Raw genomic sequence first — 17832 nt, 5'->3', positions numbered from 1 at the left:
CAAGAGCAAGAGCAAGAGCAAGAGCAAGAGCAAGAGCAAGAGCAAGAGCAAGAGCAAGAGCAAGAGCAAGAGCAAGAGCAAGAGCAGAGCAGAGCAGAGCAGAGGGCGCCGACTGGCGGAATGTGGGCACCGGAAGCAAATTCGCACCCAATTGCAGTTGCTCCACGCGACGCGGCGCCTTAGACTGCCGCCCCCTGTAAAAGAGTGCCGGTTGGCGCTTGAAGAATTCCGCTGCCGATGCCAAGGCGTCGGCGGCACCCGAATCGCCCAAATGCACATTTTTTCATAGAGAAATCGATGACCAAGGAACAGTTGCTGGCCATGTCGGCCGATGACTACATGAACGCTGACCAGCTGGCTTTCTTCGCTGGCCTGCTGCAGGCGATGAAAGTCGAAACCCATGAACGCATCGAGCTGAGCCGTGCCACCATCGAAGGCCTGGACACCCCGTCGGATCCTGCCGACGTGGCTTCGGTCGAAGAAGAGCGTAGCTGGCTGGTGAACGCCATCGACCGCGACCAGCGCCTGCTGCCGCAGCTGGAAATGGCCCTGGACCGTATTGCCGACGAAAGCTTCGGCTGGTGCGATGACAGCGGTGAACCAATCGGCCTGAAGCGTTTGCTGATCAGCCCGACCACCAAGTACTGCATCGAAGCCCAGGAGCGCCACGAGCAGCTCGACCGCCACCAGCGCCAGGTGTAACCCCGCGCGGTGTGCCAAGCCCCACGGAGCGATCCCTGGGGCTTTTTGCGTTTCTTGCCGGCCGCGGTTTTGTTGCCCTGCACGTAACACTGCTGTACCGGGATGCGCTGTTTCCGCGCCGTACGCAGGCGTATCATGGCTTTATCGTTAGGGTGCTAATTAAATTCCGGAGGGAATGATGAATAGCCGGGTCGATGTAGCCGTGATGATTGGTTCGGGGGTGCCCGCCACACTGCGTGCGCTGGGTAAACGCATCTGCTGGGTGGTGCTGGTCAATGGCGAACGCCGTGGTACCCCATTCGCCACCCGTGAAGAAGCGCTGGAGTGCCAGGCGGCCTGGCAGCAGCAGTTGAAGAAGGGCCTGGCGGCTTGAGTGCAGTGAGTGCTGCCGACGAGCGAACAGGGTGTCGTTCAGGGCGTTCCTCTGTAAGAAATGTACTTTGCCTCTCGACGAATTTCGGTGTTTTCGTGCATATTCTTCCCCCAGTAATGCGCTGATGGATTGCAGGGCCCGTTCTCACGTGCGCTCTGGCATTGCCTGTCGCATCTTTTCTGGCGGTTTTGCTGTCAGACATTACGCTTCCCGAATCGGGAATATGCCGAAAGCCTGTATTTGAGGCCAGATCTGGCAAGCCAGAGTAAAGATTCCTGCACGCTGCATCGCCAGCGTGCACAGACATTTCGCATATCGCTTTATTACTCTTTTCGCCTATCGATAAGAAATGGCCGTGCCTCACCGAGCTTGGGTGAGGGCGGGTTGTAACCGGTTGAGGATTACTTCATTGGCAGTCAGCACTCTTGATACCCATGCGTTGTTCGCCCTGGGCGACTTGCGCGGTAAATTGGCCCAGCTGTTCCAGGGCCGCTTTGTCTATGTCACCGAACAGAGTCCCGAAGGCCTGTACATGGCCGAAATCGACACCGAAAGCGCATTGGTCGTCGATGACAAGCAGCGGTTGGAACTGAAGGTGGGTGACCACTTTCGCGCCGCCGTACTGCCCAGCCGCGAAGGCGGCAAACTGGAAATGCGCTTTCGCGAAATCAAGCTGAACGTGTATGGCGTGGGCGACTATGCCTTCGTGTCGGTGCCCGAAGGCGAGGGCATCGTGTTCCGTGAAGGCCACGGTGTGATGCTGGTGTTCGCCGCTCAGCAACAAGTACAGGAAGGCCTGGGCAAGTTGCTCAAGGCGGTGACCGGCAAGGTTGCCAAATGGCGCAAAGGTGAGCTGACCACCTTCAAGGCCAGTGAATGACCCACAGTGACGACGCGCCCGCCACGCGTGCCGAATTCCATCGCCAGCACCAGGCGGATGCCGTGGCCGAGGCCGAGCGTTTGCTGGCCAGGCGCGAAGAGCTGCAGGGCGCCTGGTTGAACTGGGTGGCGGGGGAATTGTATCGCCTCGGCCCGCCGCCTTATGCGGCCATGGTCCGGCGCGAGTTGCAGCGCCTGGCCCAAGGGTGAGGCGGCAACCTTTCAGTTACCGCGATCGCGGCCGCTGCTGACTTCTTCAGGGACCGGCTCTTTCGCCATGCGCTTGCGGAACAGTGCCGCCCGGGCCAGCAACAGTGTGGTCACCGGTACGGTGATCGACAGCAGGATCGGAATCAGCCAGGCGTGCAGCACCGGGGCTTCCTTGAGCCAGGAAAAGTAGATGATCGAAGCCAGTGCCACGCACCAGGCGCCAATGGTCGAGGCCAGTGCCGGCGGGTGCATACGCTGGAAGTAGTCCTTCAGCCGCAACAGGCCCACGGCGCCGATCAGGGCGAACAGGCTGCCGGTCAGCAGCAGCGCGGCGGTGACCAGCTCCAGCCAGAAGGGGAGTTGCAGGGTTTCAGTCATTCGATCACCTCACCGCGCAGCAGGAACTTGGCCAGGGCAAACGAGCCAACGAAACCGAACAGCGCAATCAGCAGGGCACCTTCGAAGTAGGTGTCACTGGCATAACGGATTCCCAGTACCAGCATGGTCAGCATGGCCAGGATGTACAGGTAGTCCAGCGCCAGCACCCGGTCCTGGGCGGACGGGCCGCGGAACAGCCGGATAAGTGCCAGGGCCATGGCCAGGGCGAAGATGAACAGGCTGGCGAGGACAGCATTGGCGAGCAGGCCTGTCATTGGAAAATCTCCATCAGCGGGCGTTCGTAGGTGTCCTTGAAGTGCTGGATGAAGGCCGCCTCATCGTCCAGGTCGAACACATGCAGCAGCAACACGCTGCGGTCCAGCGCCAGCTCGGACCAGACCGTGCCGGGCACCACCGTGGTAATCATCGACAACGCCGCCAGGCCATGCGGGTCGCGCAGGGCCAGCGGGATGTGCACGAAGGCCGAGCGCGGCGGCTGCTTGCCGGCGCGCAGCACGCCACGGGCAACCAGCAGGTTGGACATGATCACATCGATGCCGACCCGACCAATCAGCCGGGCGATGGCCAGCGGCCGTCGCACATGGGCATGCTGCGGGCGCAGCGGTGCCATCAGCAGCGGCGCCAGCACGCCGAGCGCGGCAGCCAGCAGCAGGTTGCCGGGGCTGACCGACAGGTTCAGCAACAGCCACAGGCCGAACAGCGAAACCGATAACAGCGGTGCGGGGAACAGTCGATTCATGGCTGCACCTGTACGTCGAGCGAGGTGGGGCCAGGAATCGGCCGGGCGGCCATCACGGCTTCGATATAGGCATCGGGGGCCTGCAGGCTGGCGGCGGTGTCCTGGGTGTAGCGCAGCAGCGGTTCGGCCTTGAAGCTGAGGATGATGCACAGGCCGAGCAGGATGACGATGGGCAGGCATTCATAGCGGCGCAGCACCGGCGACGGGCGTTCCTCAGGCTTCCAGAAACGCTGGATGCCGACGCGGCCGAAGGCGATCAGCGAGGCCATGCCAGACAGGATCAGCAACGCCACCAGGCCCCAGCCCGCCGTGCTCAGCGGCTGCTCGGCAGGTACGCCCAGCCCCTGCGGGTTGAACAGCGCGCTGATCAGGTTGAGCTTGCCGACAAAGCCCGACAGCGGCGGCATGCCGATGATCAGCAGGGCGCAGGCGATGAAGCTGAGGCCGAGGAAGGCCATGGTCCACGGGATGATCTGGCCGATCACCACCTTCTGTTCATCGTCGAGGTTGATGCCCTTGGGCGGGTGCAGTGATTCCAGCGGTGGCGGCATGGCGTCTTCTTCGTCGTCCAGCGGTGCTTCGTTGGCCGAGCGCGAACGCTCGACCAGTTCGGCGAGCAGGAACAGTGCGCACAGTGCCAGGGTCGAGTTGACCAGGTAGAACAATGCTGCGCCGGTTAGCGCCGATTGCGCAAAACCGACGGCGCCGAGCAGGGTGCCGGCCGAAACCAGGATGCTGAGGGCAGCCATGCGCTCCAGGCGCTGCGCGGCCAGGATCGACACCGCCGCCACCGCCAGGGTGACCAGGCCACCGTACACCAGCCATTCACCACCAAAGTGCGCCGAGGCCCCGGCCTGCCCGGAGAACAGCAGTGTCCACAGGCGCAGCACGGCATACAGGCCGACCTTGGTCATGATGGCGAACAGCGCAGCCACCGGCGCGCTGGCAGAGGCATAGGCCGGCACCAGCCAGAAGTTCAGCGGCCAGATGCCGGCCTTGACCAGAAAGGCCATGGCCAGGATCGCCGCGCCGGCGTGCAGCAGGCCGCGGTCGGCCTCCGGCACCAGCGGAATCTTCAGGGCCAGGTCGGCCATGTTCAGGGTGCCGGTCACGCCATACAGCATCGCCGCGCCGATCAGGAACAGCGACGAGGCGAACAGGTTGATGGCAATGTAGTGCAGGCCGGCACGCACCCGGGCGCGGCCCGAGCCATGCAGCAGCAGGCCGTAGGAAGCGGCCAGCAGCACCTCGAAGAACACGAACAGGTTGAACAGGTCGGCGGTGAGGAAGGCGCCGTACAGGCCCATCAGCTGGATCTGGAACAGTGCGTGGAAGCTGGCGCCGGCACCGTCCCAGCGGGCGCGGGCAAACAGCAGGGCACTGCAGCCGATGATGCCGGTGAGGGTCAGCAGCAGGGCCGACAGGTGGTCGACCACCAGCACGATGCCGAACGGCGCCGGCCAGTTGCCTGGCAGGTAGACACCGATCGATTCCGCCTGGCCCTGGGTGCGCACCCACAGCAGCAGGCTGACCGCGATGGCCAGGCCGGCGAAGGTCGACAGCAGGTTCAGCCGGGCTTTTATCTGCCGGTGTTTCTCGCCCAGCAGCAACATCACTGCCGCGGTCACCAGAGGCAGCAGGATGGGCGCGATGATCAATTGGCTCATGCCACTCATTCGTCACGCTCCCGGCCATCCACGTGGTCGGTACCGGTCAGGCCGCGCGAGGCCAGCAACACCACCAGGAACAGCGCGGTCATGGCGAAGCTGATGACGATGGCGGTGAGCACCAGGGCCTGCGGCAGGGGGTCGGTGTAGTGCAGCAGGTCCTGGGGCACGCCGTCCTTGATGATCGGTTCCTTGCCGATGAACAGGCTGCCCATGCTGAAGATGAACAGGTTGACCCCGTACGACAGCAGGCACAGGCCCATGATCACCTGATAGGTTCGCGGACGCAGGATCAGCCACACCCCCGAGGCGGCCAGAACGCCGATGGCAACTGCAATCACTTCTTCCATCAGGCGGCTCCTGCTTGGCTGGTTTTCGCCGGGTTGCCCGGGCGGTAGGCGCGCACCGACTGGTGCGCCAGGGCAGTGAGGATCAGCAGGGTCGAGCCGACCACCACGGTAAACACGCCGACATCGAAGAACAGCGCGCTGGCCACGTGCACATCGCCGAGCAACGGCAGGTGCAGGTGGGCGGTATGGGTGGTGAGGAACGGGTAGCCCAGCAGCATGGCGCCCGCGCCGGTCAGGGTTGCGCACAGCAGCCCGGTGCCCATCCAGCGCAGCGGGCGCAGGCTCATCTGCGCCTCGACCCACTGGGTGCCGGCCACCATGTACTGCAGGATAAACGCCACCGACATCACCAGGCCGGCGACAAAGCCGCCACCGGGCTGGTTGTGGCCACGCATGAACAGGTACATCGACACCAGCAGGGCGATCGGCAGCAGCAGGCGCACCAGCACCGCAGGCACCATCATGAAGCCCAGGGCGGTGTCGGTGGCATGCCGTGGGTTGATCAGGTCGGTGACCACGTCAGGTGCCAGCTGGCGCTGCTGCGCCGGCAGTTGCATGCTTTCCTTTGGCGGGCGGAAGCGCCGCAGCAGGGCGAACACGGTCAGCGCCACGGCCACCAGCACGGTGATTTCACCGAGGGTATCGAAACCACGGAAATCGACCAGCATGACATTGACCACGTTGGTGCCACCGCCCTGGGGCAGGGCCCGGCTCAGGTAGAACGAGGAAATGTCGTTCGGCGTCGGCCGGGTGAGCATGGCGTAGGACAGCACGGCCATGCCGCCACCTACCAGCACCGCCAGCAGCAGGTCGCGCAGGCGACGCATGCGTGCACGCTCCAGGCTGCCCGGCAGCGGCGATACGCCTTCGATCCGCCGCGGCAGCCAGCGCAGGCCGAGCAGGATCAGCACGGTGGTGACCACTTCCACCACCAGCTGGGTCAGGGCCAGGTCGGGCGCGGAGAACCAGACGAAGGTGATGCAGGTCATCAGGCCGCAGACGCTGACCATGATCAACGCCGCCAAACGGTGATACTTGGCCTGGTAGGCGGCGCCGATGGCGCAGGCAATGGCGATCAGCCACAGCGCGACGAACACGCCCGAGCCTGGAATCTTCGGCCGGTCGCCCCAGCTCAGGCCGCTGTAGAGCATGGGGGTGAGGCCGGCGAGGAAGGCGGCGAGCACCAGCATGAACAGCTGCGACTGCAGGCGGCGGCTGGTGAGCAGGCGCTCGATGCGCCGCGCCAGCAGCATCAGTTGCACCTGGCCGTGTTCGAACAGGCGCTTGCCGTTGAAACGCTCGATCACTGGCGGGTAGGGGAAGCGGCCCAGGCGCAGCTGCTTGCGCAGCAGCAGATACAGCACGATACCGCCGCTCATGGCCACCAGGCTCATGATCAGCGGCGCGTTCCAGCCATGCCAGATGGCCAGGCTGTATTCCGGCAGGGTGCCGCCCACCACCGGCAGGGCGGCGGCGGCCAGCAGCGGGCCGACCGACTGGGCAGGGAAGATGCCCACCACCAGGCAGGTAAGCACCAGCAGTTCGACCGGCGCACGCATCCAGCGTGGCGGTTCGTGCGGGGTGTGCGGGAGGTCCTGCGCCGTGGGGCCGAAGAACACATCGACGGTGAAACGCAGGGCATAGGCCACGCTGAAGGTGCCGGCCAGGGTGGCGATCACCGGCAGCGTGGCCTCGACCCAGGCAGTGGAGCTGATGAACACCGTTTCGGCGAAGAACATTTCCTTGGACAGGAAACCGTTCATCAACGGCACGCCGGCCATCGAGGCGCTGGCGACCATGGCCAGGGTGGCGGTGTATGGCACCAGGCGTATCAGCCCGCTGAGGCGGCGGATGTCACGGGTACCGCTTTCGTGGTCGATGATGCCGGCGGCCATGAACAACGAGGCCTTGAAGGTGGCGTGGTTGAGAATGTGGAACACCGCCGCGACCGCGGCCAGCGGGCTGTTCAGGCCCAGCAGCAGGGTAATCAGGCCCAGGTGGCTGATGGTCGAGTACGCCAGCAGGCCCTTGAGGTCGTTCTGGAACATGGCGGCGAAGGCGCCGAGCAGCAGGGTGAGGGCGCCGGCACCGCCGACGATCCAGAACCACTCCTCGCTGCCCGACAGCACCGGCCACAGGCGCGCCAGCAGGAACACCCCGGCCTTGACCATGGTCGCCGAGTGCAGGTAAGCCGATACCGGGGTGGGCGCTGCCATGGCATGGGGCAGCCAGAACTGGAAGGGGAATTGTGCGCTCTTGCTCAGGGCGCCGATGAGGATCAGTGGCAGCAGCACCGGGTACAGCGCATGCTGGCGGATGGTGTTGCCGGCAGCCAGGACCTTGTCTAGGTCGTAGCTGCCGACCACATGGCCGAGCAGCAGGGCACCCACCAGCAGGCACAAGCCGCCCGCGCCCGTGACCATCAGCGCCATGTAGGCGCCGCGGCGGGCGTCGGCACGATGGTGCCAGTAACCGATCAGCAGGAATGAGAACAGGCTGGTGAGTTCCCAGAAGAACACCAGCTGGATCAGGTTGCCGGAGATCACCAGGCCGAGCATGGCGCCCATGAAGGCGAGGAAGAAGGCGAAGAAGCGCGGCACCGGGTCTTGTGGCGACATGTAGTAGCGGGCATACAGCGACACCAGCGTACCGATGCCCAGCACCAGCAGCGAGAACAGCCAGGCGAAGCCGTCCATGCGCAGCACCAGGTTCAACCCCAGGCTGGGCAGCCAGAGGAATTCTTCGCGAATCACGCCACCGTGGGCAACCTGAGGGTACAGCAGTGCTACCTGGACAGTGCCGACCAGGGCCACGAGCCCGGCGAGAATGGACTCCGCGTTACGTGCGTTGTGCGGCAGCACGGCTGCCAGGCAACTGCCCACGAACGGCAGAAGCAATAGCACTATCAATGACATAGCGTTCTATTCTGGAGAAGTTTGCAAAGAATCATACGTGCCGAGGGGTTGATCACCAACACGCAAGCTGTCGCAGAATCCTACAAACAGGCTGTGACAAGCTGTTTTTTTATAACAGATTCTTACAAAGCATAGCCGCAGTTGGCGGCTTTACAGGCCAGCCTGGCGTTCGCCTTCATCCTGCACGTCCCGTGCTTCGGCCACCTCGCGCGGGCGGCGCACCTTGAGTTCGCTGACCACCACCGCGATCACGATCAGCAGGCCGCCGAGCAGTGCCACGCCCGGCAGGCGCTCACCGGCGATGCGCCCGACGATCCCGGCCCATACCGGTTCGCCGGCATAGATGAGGGTGGCGCGGGTGGGCGAGACCGACTTCTGCGCCCAGTTCATTGCCACCTGGATCACCGCGCTCATGGCGCCCAGCCCCACGGCACTGGCCAGCAGCAGCCAGGAAAAGTCGGGTATGCGCTCCTGGGTTGGCACGATCATCAGGAACGCCAGCAGCGAGGCGGTCGCCAGCTGCACCACGGTGACCCGGCGCACATCGACCTGGCCGGCGTAGCGGCTGATCAGGATGATTTCGCCAGCAATGGCCACGGCGCTGACCAAGGTTACCAGCTCGCCTTCGCTGAAGTGCAGGCTGCCACCCTCCGGGCCGGCCAGCAGCATCAGGCCGATGAATGCCAGGGCAATACCGATGCTTGGCATCAGGCCGGGGCGCCGGCCCAGCACCAGCCATTGCAGCAGCGGCACGAACGGCACGTACAGCGCGGTGATGAACGCCGACTGGCTGCTGCTGATGGTTTGCAGGCCCATGGTCTGCAGGCCGTAGCCGAGCATGATCGACACCCCGATCAGCATGCCGGCCTTCAGTTCGGTGAAGGTCAGCCCCGGCAGCGCCCGCGCCGAGACTACCCCGACGAACAGCGCGGCTGCAGCGAAGCGCAGGCCGACGAAGAACATCGGGCCGCTGACGGTCATCACGTTGTGCACCAGCAGGAAGGTCCCGCCCCACAGCATGGTGATGAACACCAGCACCAGTTCGGCCTTGCTCAGGCGAAAGGCAATGGCAGGGGTCGGTTTGCTGCTGGGCTGGTTCATGGTCTTGCGCACTCGGAGGGGGCGGCGCACAATCGCCGCAAAGTGGGCAGTATACTGCGCAATACCGACCAGTGAGCAATATAGTGCACAAAGATTCCTCGCACCGGGCATCGGTGCTGCAACATGTCAGCCTCAATGTACGCAGCCTGCGCAATGCCGCGGGCATGAGCCAGACGGCGCTGGCCGAGCGCTCCGGTGTCAGCCGGCGCATGCTGGTGGCGATCGAGGCGGGCGAAAAGAATGTCAGCCTGACTACTCTCGACCTGATTGCCGAAGCCTTGGGCGTGGCTTTCAGTACCCTGATCCAGGCACCTGACCAGCGTGACCCCGGGCGCATCGAAGAGTTGGCCTGGGCCGGGGAGCACCCGCAGAGCCGGGCGGTGCTGCTGGGCAGCAGTGTGGCGCGGCGCGAGGTGGAGCTGTGGGAATGGACCCTGGCACCGGGCGAGTGCTATTCCAGCGAGGCTGATGCCGAGGGCTGGAGCGAGCAGATCTATGTGGCGCAAGGGCAACTGACGCTGATTATCGAAGGGGTCGAGCATCGCCTGCAGGTCGGGCAGTTCCATGTGTTTCCCAGCAATTGCCGGTATGCCTATCGCAACGATGGGGCGGTGGCGGTGCGGTTTGTGCGTAATGTGGTGATTTGATCGAGAGGTGTTGCTGCCTCCAGGGCCTCATCGCCGGCAAGCCAGCTCCCACAGGTTCTCCACTGGCTCCGAGCCTGAAGGTGGGCCTGTGGGAGCTGGCTTGCCGGCGATGAGGCCCGTATGGGCAACCCAAGGTTCGTGGTCAGTCTCCTATCAACTCATCGGTCCTGACCACCTTGGCATAGGCAAACGCCAACGCCGCCATCACCGAATCATGCACCTGCGCCGCCGGCACCCGCTTGCCATCGAACTCCAGTGGCAGCGTGGCACAGGCGTCGTGCGCCACGGTCACGTCGTAACCGAGGTCGGCCGCGGCCCGGGTGGCGGCGTCGATGCACATGTGGCTCATGCTGCCGACGATGGTCAGGGCCTCGACGCCATGCCGGTCCAGCGTGTGCTCAAGGTCGGTACCGAGGAAGGCGTTGACCTTGTGCTTGAGCACCACCGGTTCACCGGCCTGAGGCTCGACCTTGGCATGGATCGCCGCACCCTGCGAGCCCGGCGCGAAGAACGGCGCATCGGCGCTGTCGAACTCATGCCGCACATGCACCACCAGATCGCCCCGTTCACGCGCCGCCGCCAGCAGGCGGGCAGCATTGTCGGCCGCCTGGTCGGCACCATCGAGGGTCCATTTGCCGCCCGGGAAGTAGTCGTTCTGGATGTCGATGATGATCAGCGCCTGCTTGCTCATGCTGCCTCCTGTGGCAGTAGTCGTTGGATGACGTTAGTTATAGGCTGTGTGCACTGACCTGAGGATTGGCGCGAACGACACTATGCAGGCAAAAACTGACAACCCCGCCAGCCTGGACATCGGCCTGCTGCTGTACCCCGGCGCGCAACGTGCTGCCGTGCATGGGCTGGCCGACCTGTTCCTGGTGGCCAACCGGGTGGTTGCCGAACTGGGTGCCCTCGAGTTGCCATCGGTGCGTATCAGCTTCTGGCAGGCAGACGAAGCGGGGCAGTTGCAGCCTGCCCCTGAGAGCCCACCTGCCGCCGCGGCCGATCTGCGGGTGCTGATCATTCCGCCAAGCCTGGAGTCGGCACCTCAGGGTGAGCTGCTTGAGCGCCATCGTGCGTCGTTATGCCAGTTGCACGGGCACGGCACGGTGCTGGCGTCGGTGTGCATCGGGGTGTTCTTCATCGCCGCCAGTGGCCTGCTCGACGGGCGCCCGGCCTGCACCCACTGGAACTACGTGCATTCGCTTGCCCAGCGTTTTCCCAAGGTGCGGGTCGAGGCCCAGCAACCGTTGCTGGACGATGGCGACATCGTCACCTCGGCCGGGCTGATGGCCTGGACCGACCTGGGCTTGCGCTTGCTGGAGCGCTTCATGGGCGCGACGGTGGCGCGGGAAACTGCTCGCTACCTGGCAGTCGACCCGGTCGCGGCGCCGCTGCCTGGTGCAGTGTTCAATCCACGCCTGGACCATGGCGATGAGGCGGTGCTGAAAGTGCAGCACTGGTTGCAGGGCATCGGTGGGCAGGATGCCGACCTGGCCAGCATGGCTGCGTGCGCGGGGCTGGAGGAACGCACCTTCCTGCGGCGTTTTCGTGCTGCCACGGGGCTACGGCCGACCGAGTACTGCCAGCAGGTGAGAGTGGGGCGGGCGTGCCGCTTGCTGGAGTTCACCCGGCGCAATGTCGAGCAGATCGCCTGGGGCGTCGGTTACCAGGACCCGGGTGCGTTTCGCAAGGTTTTTCAGCGCATCACCGGCCTGACCCCGAGTGATTACCGGCGGCGCTTCGCGGTATCGGGTTAGGGCGCGGGGCGTTCCCGGTGCGGAAAACCGCTTGACCTTGACATAACTTGAGGTTTTACCCTGCTTGGCATCGCGCTGTAGGCGTCCGTCACCAGGAGACCGTTCATGACGGCAACATCCCATGCCCTGTGGTTTACCCAGATGATCGAATATGAAGTGCCTGGCAGGTTTCAGCAGGCGTTGGCCCAGGCGCTGGTGGCGCGCAGCGAAGCGCTGGCCGCGCGTTGCGAAGGGCTGCAGGGTGTCAGCATTCAGGCCAGCGACGATGGCAGCCGGGTGCTGCAGTACCTGCAATGGCAGTCCCGCCAGGCGTGGGCAGCGGCGGCCGTATACTTCGTCGGGGAGCCGTTCCTCGAACTGCTTGGCCAGCATCAGGCGCGTGGGGTCAATTTTGCTGCCTACCAGACCCTGCGTAGCCTGGTGCGCGGCGCCGATGGCGGCCTGCATTGCCAGGTGGGCGAGCCTCAGGCATACCAGGGCGCGTAGTGCGGGTAGCGGTCCAGGCGGGCGCCAACGACCATTTCGCTGACCCATGCCGCCAGGATCGAACTGTAGGCTTTCTGGCTCTCTTCGCTGGACAACGCGTGGTCGGCACCGTCGACGATGCGGTGGGTGAGCGAATGGGCGCTGACGAATGCCGAGCGGTAGCTCATCAAGGTGCTGTGCGGCACATAGTCGTCCTGCTCGGACTCCACCAGCAGAACATCGCCACCGAACTCGGCACAGGCTGCCAGTGCGCGGTTGTCCGCCGGGCCGAGCGGGCGCTGGCGGTAGGCGTTCAACCGTTGCCGGTCGAGGGTTTGCTTGGGGAGGTTCCATTCGTCGTCCCAGTACATCGCAGGTACCCGCAGGGCCAGCCATTTGACCGGCCGCTCACGGGTCAGCAGCGTGGCCAGGTAGCCGCCGTAGCTGCTGCCGATGATGGCGATGGCACTGGTGTCGACGGCCGGGTGGCTTACCAGCCGGTCGTAGGCCACCAGCAGGTCGGTCAGGTTCTGTTCGCGGGTGACCGTCAGCCGTTGGCTTTCGGTTTTTTCGTGGCCGCGCAGGTCGAAGGTCATGCACACGCAGCCCAGCCCGGTGATATGACGGGCGCGGGCCAGGTCGCGTTGCTGGCTGCCACCCCAGCCGTGGACGAAGAGAATGCCGGGCATCTTGCTGCCGGGGCTGACCAGGGTGCCGACGATGCTGTCATCCTCGACCTGCAGTTCAACGGTTTCACTCTGAATGGTCATGTTCACGAATCCGCGCGAATTTGCTGAGTTGTCCGAGTTCACTGTCGTTTCCTTGGTAAAAGAGGGTGGCGTCAGTGGGCAGTTCGGGGGTGCCGAACACTTCATGGGTGGAGGCACGCACCCGTTGCAATGCCGGGTCGTCGGCGAACGCCTGCAAGGCCAGCAGCTCGGCACTGCTGGCTCCGCCCAGGCGCCAGGATTGCTCGAGTACGCCGCTGCGCAGGTGGCCCAGGGGATTGACGCCGCGGGCGATGTCGTAGTTGCGCCGTGAGGCGATGAAGCCGGGGAAGTGCTGCTCGGCGGCCTGTTCGTAGGCCATCGCCTGGTTGATGGCCAGGCGCAGCGGCTCGTCCAGCGGCAGTTGCAGCAGTGCCTGATAGTCACCGCGCACCACTACCAGGTCGGAGCCGCCATACACTTCCGTGCCCTGATGGTCGCGGGTCAGTTGCTGGGTGCCGTGATAGCTGCAGGTCAGGCCGGCGACGCGTACCTGGCCGACGCTGAAGGTTTGCACTTCGCTCAGGTCTTCCTCGAGCACCAGCCCCCACAGCGCAAGGTCCTGGTCATCCATGCCGGCCAGCAGCGGTTCCAGTTCATCCACCGCGGTGATGACCTGTTGCCCACGGCCGGCGCAGGCCAGTACCGGCTTGATTCGCAACGGGCCATCCGCCAATAACAGCTGTGCGGCGGTGCGCGCATCGGCCTTGCTGAACACGGTATAGCCGCGCAGCAGGGCGTCGCTGGCTTGGCGGGCGAAGGCATCGGTCCAGCCCGGCGGGAAACTGGCCCCGGCCGGCAACGGGTGGGAGATCGCCTTGGTCGCCATGTAGGGGTGTGCGACCAGGCCACCGAACAGGTCCTGCTCGCTGCAGATGCCCAGGGCGGCATGGCGCTTGGGATCGACCAGGGTTTCGGTGGGCAGGTAGTAGTAGCCATCGGTGGCGCTTGGTGGCTGGCCGGGTTGCACGTGCGGGCAGCCCAGCAGGCGGGCCAGGCCATCGGCAAGCTTCAGGTGCACGGCATGCTCGTGGTCGGGGGTGTGCGCGCGGGTGTCGAGCAGCACCACGCCGCTTTTAGGGGCGCAGGCATTGGGCATGGTCATTTGCCTGTGTGCAATGAATGTATTGAGTGTGAAGCCGGTGCTTTGAGGAAGTTCAGCGGAACTTGATCGGTGGTCCTGGCCCGTATGTAGGAAATGTCTGGTATGCGCAGGGCGTGACGGGCAATGCATGCCGTGTGTCGGTCGCCACGATTGCAGGGCCTCGGCGGCTGTTCCATTATCGGCACACTGGATAAACCGTGATGTAGCCGCAGGAGAGCGCATGAACGTTCAGACCACCTTTGGGCAAAGCGTGCCGCAGCGCCTGGCGCAGGTTCGCCAGGCCATGGCCGCAGAGGGCATCGATGCCTTGCTGGTACCCTCGGCCGACCCCCATCTTTCCGAGTACCTGCCCGGTTACTGGCAAGGGCGCCAGTGGCTGTCGGGTTTCCACGGCTCGGTCGGCACGCTGGTGGTCACGGCTGACTTTGCCGGGCTGTGGGTCGATAGCCGCTACTGGGAACAGGCGGAACACGAGCTGGCTGGCAGCGGCATCGAGCTGATGAAGCTGTTGCCGGGCAAGCCTGGTGCGCTGGAATGGCTGGGCGATCATGTCGAGACCAATGGCAGCGTGGCGGTAGACGGTGCGGTCATGGCCCTGGCTTCGGCGCGCCAGCTTGGCGACCGGCTGAAGGCGCGCGGGGCGCGACTGGTGACTGACAAGGACCTGCTGGGCCAGGTATGGGAAGGGCGCCCGGCGCTGCCAGGCAACCCGGTCTACCAGCATTTGCCACCGCACGCCACGGTAAGCCGTGCGGAAAAGCTGGCGCAGTTGCGCCAGAGCGTGCAGGCCAAGGGGGCCGACTGGCATTTCATCGCTACCCTGGATGACATTGCCTGGCTGTTCAACTTGCGCGGTAGCGATGTGTCCTACAACCCGGTGTTCGTCGCCTTTGCCTTGATCAGCCAGCAGCAGGCCATTCTGTTCGTCGGCCAGGACAAGCTCGACGAACATCTACGCCAGGTGCTGGCGGCCGACGGTATCGAGGCGCGCGACTACGCCGAAGCAGGCAAGGCCCTTGCCGCCATGCCGGCCGGCAGCCGATTGCTGGTCGACCCGGCCCGGGTAACCTGCGGCCTGCTGGATAACCTGCCGGCCGGGGTGGAACTGGTCGAGGGGCTCAACCCCAGCACCCTGAGCAAGTCGTGCAAAGGTGATGACGATCTGGTGCACATCCGCCAGGTAATGGAGCAGGACGGCGCGGCTTTGTGCGAGTTCTTCGCCTGGCTAGAGGCCAACCTCGGTCAGGAGCGGGTTACCGAACTGACGGTCGACGAGCAGTTGAGTGCCGCGCGTGCCCGGCGCCCAGGCTTCGTGTCGTTGAGTTTCTCGACCATTGCCGCCTTCAATGGCAATGGCGCGATGCCGCATTACCGTGCCACCGAGCAGTCGCATGCGGTCATCGAGGGCGATGGTCTGCTGCTGATCGATTCGGGCGGGCAGTACCTTGGCGGTACCACCGACATCACCCGCATGGTGCCGGTGGGCAACCCGAGCCTTGCACAGAAGCAGGATTGCACGCGCGTGCTCAAAGGCATGATCGCCCTGTCGCGGGCCACCTTCCCGCGAGGTGTGCTGTCGCCGTTGCTCGATGCCATTGCCCGGGCACCGATCTGGGCTGACCAGGTGGATTACGGCCACGGCACCGGGCATGGGGTGGGTTACTTCATGAATGTGCACGAGGGGCCGCAGGTCATTGCCTACCAGGCGGCGCCCACGCCGCAGACGGCGATGCAGGTGGGCATGATCAGCTCGATCGAGCCGGGCACGTACCGCCCAGGGCAGTGGGGTGTGCGCATCGAGAACCTGGTGGTCAACCGCGAGGCCGGCAAGAGCGCCTTTGGCGACTTCCTGAACTTCGAGACCCTGACGCTGTGCCCGATCGATACCCGCTGCCTGGTGCCCGAACTGCTGGCCAGGGAAGAGGTGGACTGGTTGAACGGCTATCACGCCACGGTACGCGAGCGCCTGGCGCCGTTGCTCAAGGGGGACGCGCTGGCCTGGCTGGAGGCGCGTACCGTGCCCTTGTAAGGCGGCAAATGAAAAGGGCAGCTTGCGAGCTGCCCTTTTTTTCTACTTGCAGATGACGATCATGCTGCGGCTGGTGTAACCCGCCGGGTTGATGCCGAACAAGTAGTCACCGGGTTCTTCATCGCTATCGCCCGAGCGTGCAATGACCCGGTAGCCGCGCGTGCTGCAGGAGCTTGCGGCCTTGCTGTAGCAGTTGTCCCACGAGGAAGACAGGCCGGAGCAATTGATATGCAGGCCCTTCTTGCCCCTTTTGACCTCAGTCTTGGCCGTGGCGGCACATCCAGCAATAGCCAAGATGGCCAGGATGAGCAAAATACGTTTCATTCCTGTCCTTAAATGCAGGGCTGATAGCTGTATGGCCCTGTCGTTATCGCTTTGGTTCTTCCTGAAATTTCCCCAGCGTCCGTGTTCGGTCCAGTAGATAGCGTAAAGATGATGATTCTGTGACAGCTTAATCAGCGAGACGGGTCGCTACAATCACTAATCCTGTCTCAAATGAAAATATTTCTCATATCAGTCTGCAGCGACGGCCGGGCTGGTTTCCTTGCGCATGGACAGGGTGGTGCCGACCGACGCCGTAATGATCGCCAGGATGGCCAGCCACTGGGTAATCGTCAGTACCTCCCCCAGGAACAGCAGGCCGGACAGTGCGCCGAAGGCTGGTTCGATGCTCATGAGGGTGCCGAAGGTGCGTGCCGGGATGCGCGTGAGGGCAACCATTTCCAGGCTGTAGGGCAGGGCGGTGGACAGCACCGCGACGCCCAGGGCCATGGGGATCACGGCGGGTGTGAGCAATGCGCTGCCGGCATGGGCGATACCGATGGGGGCGACGAACAGCGCGGCGACCACAACGCCCAGTGCGGCACTCTGGATACCATGCTCGGCCCCGGCCCGCTGCCCGAACAGGATGTACAGTGCCCAGCACACGCCCGCGCCCAGGGCATAGGCTGCGCCGACCGGGTCGAGGGCCTGCCCGCCATGGCCGGCCGGCAGCAACAGCAGCAGGCCGACGATGGCCAGCGCAATCCACAGGAAGTCGATCGGCCGGCGCGAGGAGAAGATCGCCACGGCCAGCGGGCCGGTGAACTCCAGTGCCACGGCGATGCCGATCGGTACCGTTTGCAGGGCCATATAGAAGAGGAAGTTCATGCCGCCCAGCGCCATGCCGTAGATGATGACGTTGCGCAGGGCGTTGCGGGTCATGCGCACCCGCCACGGGCGCAGGATCAGCAGCATGATGATGCTGGCGAAGATCAGGCGCAGGGTGGTGGTGCCTTGGGCGCCGATGAGGGGGAACATGCTTTTGGCCAAGGAGGCACCGGACTGTATCGATGCCATGGCGATGAGCAGCAGGCCGATCGGGAAGAGGGTAGCGGCCAGGCTGCGGGGCTGGGTGTTCATTTCTGTGCAGCGATCCTTGAGCGGGGTGGGGGTGAGCAATATAGTGCGCAATTATGAGGGTGTGGGGCAAGGTGCCGGCCATGAGTTTTCTGGCGCCTGCAAAATCGAGCGCCGCGCACGCGGCGCTCGATCTCACAGGCGCTGCAAGGCTTGCGGCGAGCATCTGGCGGCCCTGACGCGGTCTTTTTCAAAAAAACCTAAATTATTGAAATTAAAGGTTGACCTCCTGAAACGCCGCCCTATAATGCGCACCACTCCAACGCGGTAGCGAAGCAAAGCCAGCCACCCCCGTTGAGTCAAGTGTTTGAAGCTAAACGAGTTTCTCG

General features: G+C 64.3%; 21 protein-coding genes. 8 read left to right on the top strand and 13 right to left on the bottom strand.

Translation table 11 applies throughout. The features are described from left to right. Window positions 1-297 precede the first annotated feature (297 nt). From RYH74_RS25650 to RYH74_RS25635, 4 genes are all read left to right on the top strand, one after another. Window positions 298-702, top strand: coding sequence for a TraR/DksA family transcriptional regulator (locus RYH74_RS25650; protein WP_003259022.1), 405 nt, complete (start codon window positions 298-300; stop codon window positions 700-702). Between the two features lie 178 nt (window positions 703-880). Next, window positions 881-1075, top strand: a complete 195-nt coding sequence (locus RYH74_RS25645; protein WP_084785101.1) for a hypothetical protein — start codon at window positions 881-883, stop codon at window positions 1073-1075. A gap of 409 nt (window positions 1076-1484) precedes the next feature. Beyond that, window positions 1485-1955, top strand: coding sequence for a hypothetical protein (locus RYH74_RS25640; protein WP_003259020.1), 471 nt, complete (start codon window positions 1485-1487; stop codon window positions 1953-1955). Beyond that, window positions 1952-2164: a hypothetical protein gene (locus RYH74_RS25635; RefSeq protein ID WP_003259019.1), complete on the top strand. Its 213-nt coding sequence runs from the start codon at window positions 1952-1954 to the stop codon at window positions 2162-2164. Before RYH74_RS25640 ends, RYH74_RS25635 begins: the two co-directional genes overlap by 4 nt. Before the next feature lie 12 nt (window positions 2165-2176). Here RYH74_RS25635 and RYH74_RS25630 read toward each other — a convergent pair whose 3' ends face one another. From RYH74_RS25630 to RYH74_RS25600, 7 genes are all read right to left on the bottom strand, one after another. Further along, window positions 2177-2542: a Na+/H+ antiporter subunit G gene (locus tag RYH74_RS25630; protein ID WP_003259017.1), complete on the bottom strand. Its 366-nt coding sequence runs from the start codon at window positions 2540-2542 to the stop codon at window positions 2177-2179. Beyond that, the gene (locus RYH74_RS25625; protein ID WP_003259015.1) at window positions 2539-2817 is read right to left on the bottom strand and encodes a K+/H+ antiporter subunit F; all 279 of its coding nucleotides are present in this window, start codon (window positions 2815-2817) and stop codon (window positions 2539-2541) included. The genes RYH74_RS25630 and RYH74_RS25625 overlap by 4 nt, the downstream gene beginning before the upstream one ends. Further along, on the bottom strand, window positions 2814-3302 hold the full coding sequence (locus tag RYH74_RS25620; protein ID WP_025338379.1) for a Na+/H+ antiporter subunit E: 489 nt from the start codon (window positions 3300-3302) through the stop codon (window positions 2814-2816). The genes RYH74_RS25625 and RYH74_RS25620 overlap by 4 nt, the downstream gene beginning before the upstream one ends. Further along, window positions 3299-4978, bottom strand: coding sequence for a monovalent cation/H+ antiporter subunit D (locus tag RYH74_RS25615; RefSeq protein ID WP_075044257.1), 1680 nt, complete (start codon window positions 4976-4978; stop codon window positions 3299-3301). The genes RYH74_RS25620 and RYH74_RS25615 overlap by 4 nt, the downstream gene beginning before the upstream one ends. After that, window positions 4975-5319 (bottom strand): Na+/H+ antiporter subunit C, encoded by a 345-nt coding sequence (locus tag RYH74_RS25610; protein WP_013971840.1) that lies wholly within the window; start codon window positions 5317-5319, stop codon window positions 4975-4977. The genes RYH74_RS25615 and RYH74_RS25610 overlap by 4 nt, the downstream gene beginning before the upstream one ends. Further along, window positions 5319-8234, bottom strand: a complete 2916-nt coding sequence (locus tag RYH74_RS25605) for a monovalent cation/H+ antiporter subunit A (protein WP_085593376.1) — start codon at window positions 8232-8234, stop codon at window positions 5319-5321. Before RYH74_RS25605 ends, RYH74_RS25610 begins: the two co-directional genes overlap by 1 nt. A gap of 150 nt (window positions 8235-8384) precedes the next feature. After that, on the bottom strand, window positions 8385-9335 hold the full coding sequence (locus RYH74_RS25600; RefSeq protein ID WP_317410540.1) for a DMT family transporter: 951 nt from the start codon (window positions 9333-9335) through the stop codon (window positions 8385-8387). An 83-nt stretch (window positions 9336-9418) separates the two neighbouring features. On the opposite strand from RYH74_RS25600, the gene RYH74_RS25595 reads away from it, so the two are divergent. Then, a complete protein-coding gene (locus tag RYH74_RS25595) occupies window positions 9419-9982 on the top strand; it encodes a helix-turn-helix domain-containing protein (protein ID WP_015269662.1) in 564 nt (187 codons plus the stop codon). 142 nt (window positions 9983-10124) lie between these two features. Here the strand turns inward: RYH74_RS25595 and RYH74_RS25590 are convergent, their stop codons facing one another. After that, window positions 10125-10673, bottom strand: coding sequence for a cysteine hydrolase family protein (locus RYH74_RS25590; protein WP_085593382.1), 549 nt, complete (start codon window positions 10671-10673; stop codon window positions 10125-10127). Window positions 10674-10755: 82 nt separating this feature from the next. On the opposite strand from RYH74_RS25590, the gene RYH74_RS25585 reads away from it, so the two are divergent. Together RYH74_RS25585 and RYH74_RS25580 are read left to right on the top strand one after the other, a co-directional pair. Beyond that, window positions 10756-11739: a GlxA family transcriptional regulator gene (locus RYH74_RS25585; protein WP_317410539.1), complete on the top strand. Its 984-nt coding sequence runs from the start codon at window positions 10756-10758 to the stop codon at window positions 11737-11739. A gap of 105 nt (window positions 11740-11844) precedes the next feature. Further along, window positions 11845-12225, top strand: coding sequence for an antibiotic biosynthesis monooxygenase (locus RYH74_RS25580; protein ID WP_025338386.1), 381 nt, complete (start codon window positions 11845-11847; stop codon window positions 12223-12225). Here the strand turns inward: RYH74_RS25580 and RYH74_RS25575 are convergent. Together RYH74_RS25575 and RYH74_RS25570 are read right to left on the bottom strand one after the other, a co-directional pair. Next, window positions 12204-12974 (bottom strand): alpha/beta hydrolase family protein, encoded by a 771-nt coding sequence (locus tag RYH74_RS25575; RefSeq protein ID WP_075044261.1) that lies wholly within the window; start codon window positions 12972-12974, stop codon window positions 12204-12206. The genes RYH74_RS25580 and RYH74_RS25575 overlap by 22 nt on opposite strands. After that, on the bottom strand, window positions 12958-14076 hold the full coding sequence (locus RYH74_RS25570; protein WP_075044262.1) for a DUF3182 family protein: 1119 nt from the start codon (window positions 14074-14076) through the stop codon (window positions 12958-12960). The genes RYH74_RS25575 and RYH74_RS25570 overlap by 17 nt, the downstream gene beginning before the upstream one ends. A 220-nt stretch (window positions 14077-14296) precedes the next feature. Between RYH74_RS25570 and RYH74_RS25565 the strand changes: the two genes are divergently transcribed. Continuing rightward, window positions 14297-16105 (top strand): aminopeptidase P family protein, encoded by a 1809-nt coding sequence (locus tag RYH74_RS25565; RefSeq protein WP_317410536.1) that lies wholly within the window; start codon window positions 14297-14299, stop codon window positions 16103-16105. 42 nt (window positions 16106-16147) lie between these two features. Here RYH74_RS25565 and RYH74_RS25560 read toward each other — a convergent pair whose 3' ends face one another. The 3 genes from RYH74_RS25560 to RYH74_RS25550 all read right to left on the bottom strand — a co-directional run. After that, the gene (locus RYH74_RS25560) at window positions 16148-16429 is read right to left on the bottom strand and encodes a hypothetical protein (protein ID WP_025338390.1); all 282 of its coding nucleotides are present in this window, start codon (window positions 16427-16429) and stop codon (window positions 16148-16150) included. A 189-nt stretch (window positions 16430-16618) separates the two neighbouring features. Then, window positions 16619-17506 (bottom strand): threonine/homoserine exporter RhtA, encoded by an 888-nt coding sequence (gene rhtA, locus RYH74_RS25555; protein ID WP_075044264.1) that lies wholly within the window; start codon window positions 17504-17506, stop codon window positions 16619-16621. A 132-nt stretch (window positions 17507-17638) separates the two neighbouring features. Then, a partial coding sequence (locus RYH74_RS25550; RefSeq protein WP_317410533.1) for a hypothetical protein occupies window positions 17639-17832 on the bottom strand: 194 nt, incomplete at its 5' end.

Origin of the sequence: Pseudomonas sp. LSJ-87, from assembly GCF_032971465.1 — a bacterium.
Taxonomy (GTDB): domain Bacteria; phylum Pseudomonadota; class Gammaproteobacteria; order Pseudomonadales; family Pseudomonadaceae; genus Aquipseudomonas; species Aquipseudomonas putida_Z.
The sequence above is the reverse complement of the archived record's forward strand: the minus strand, read 5'-3'. Positions and strand labels throughout refer to the sequence as shown.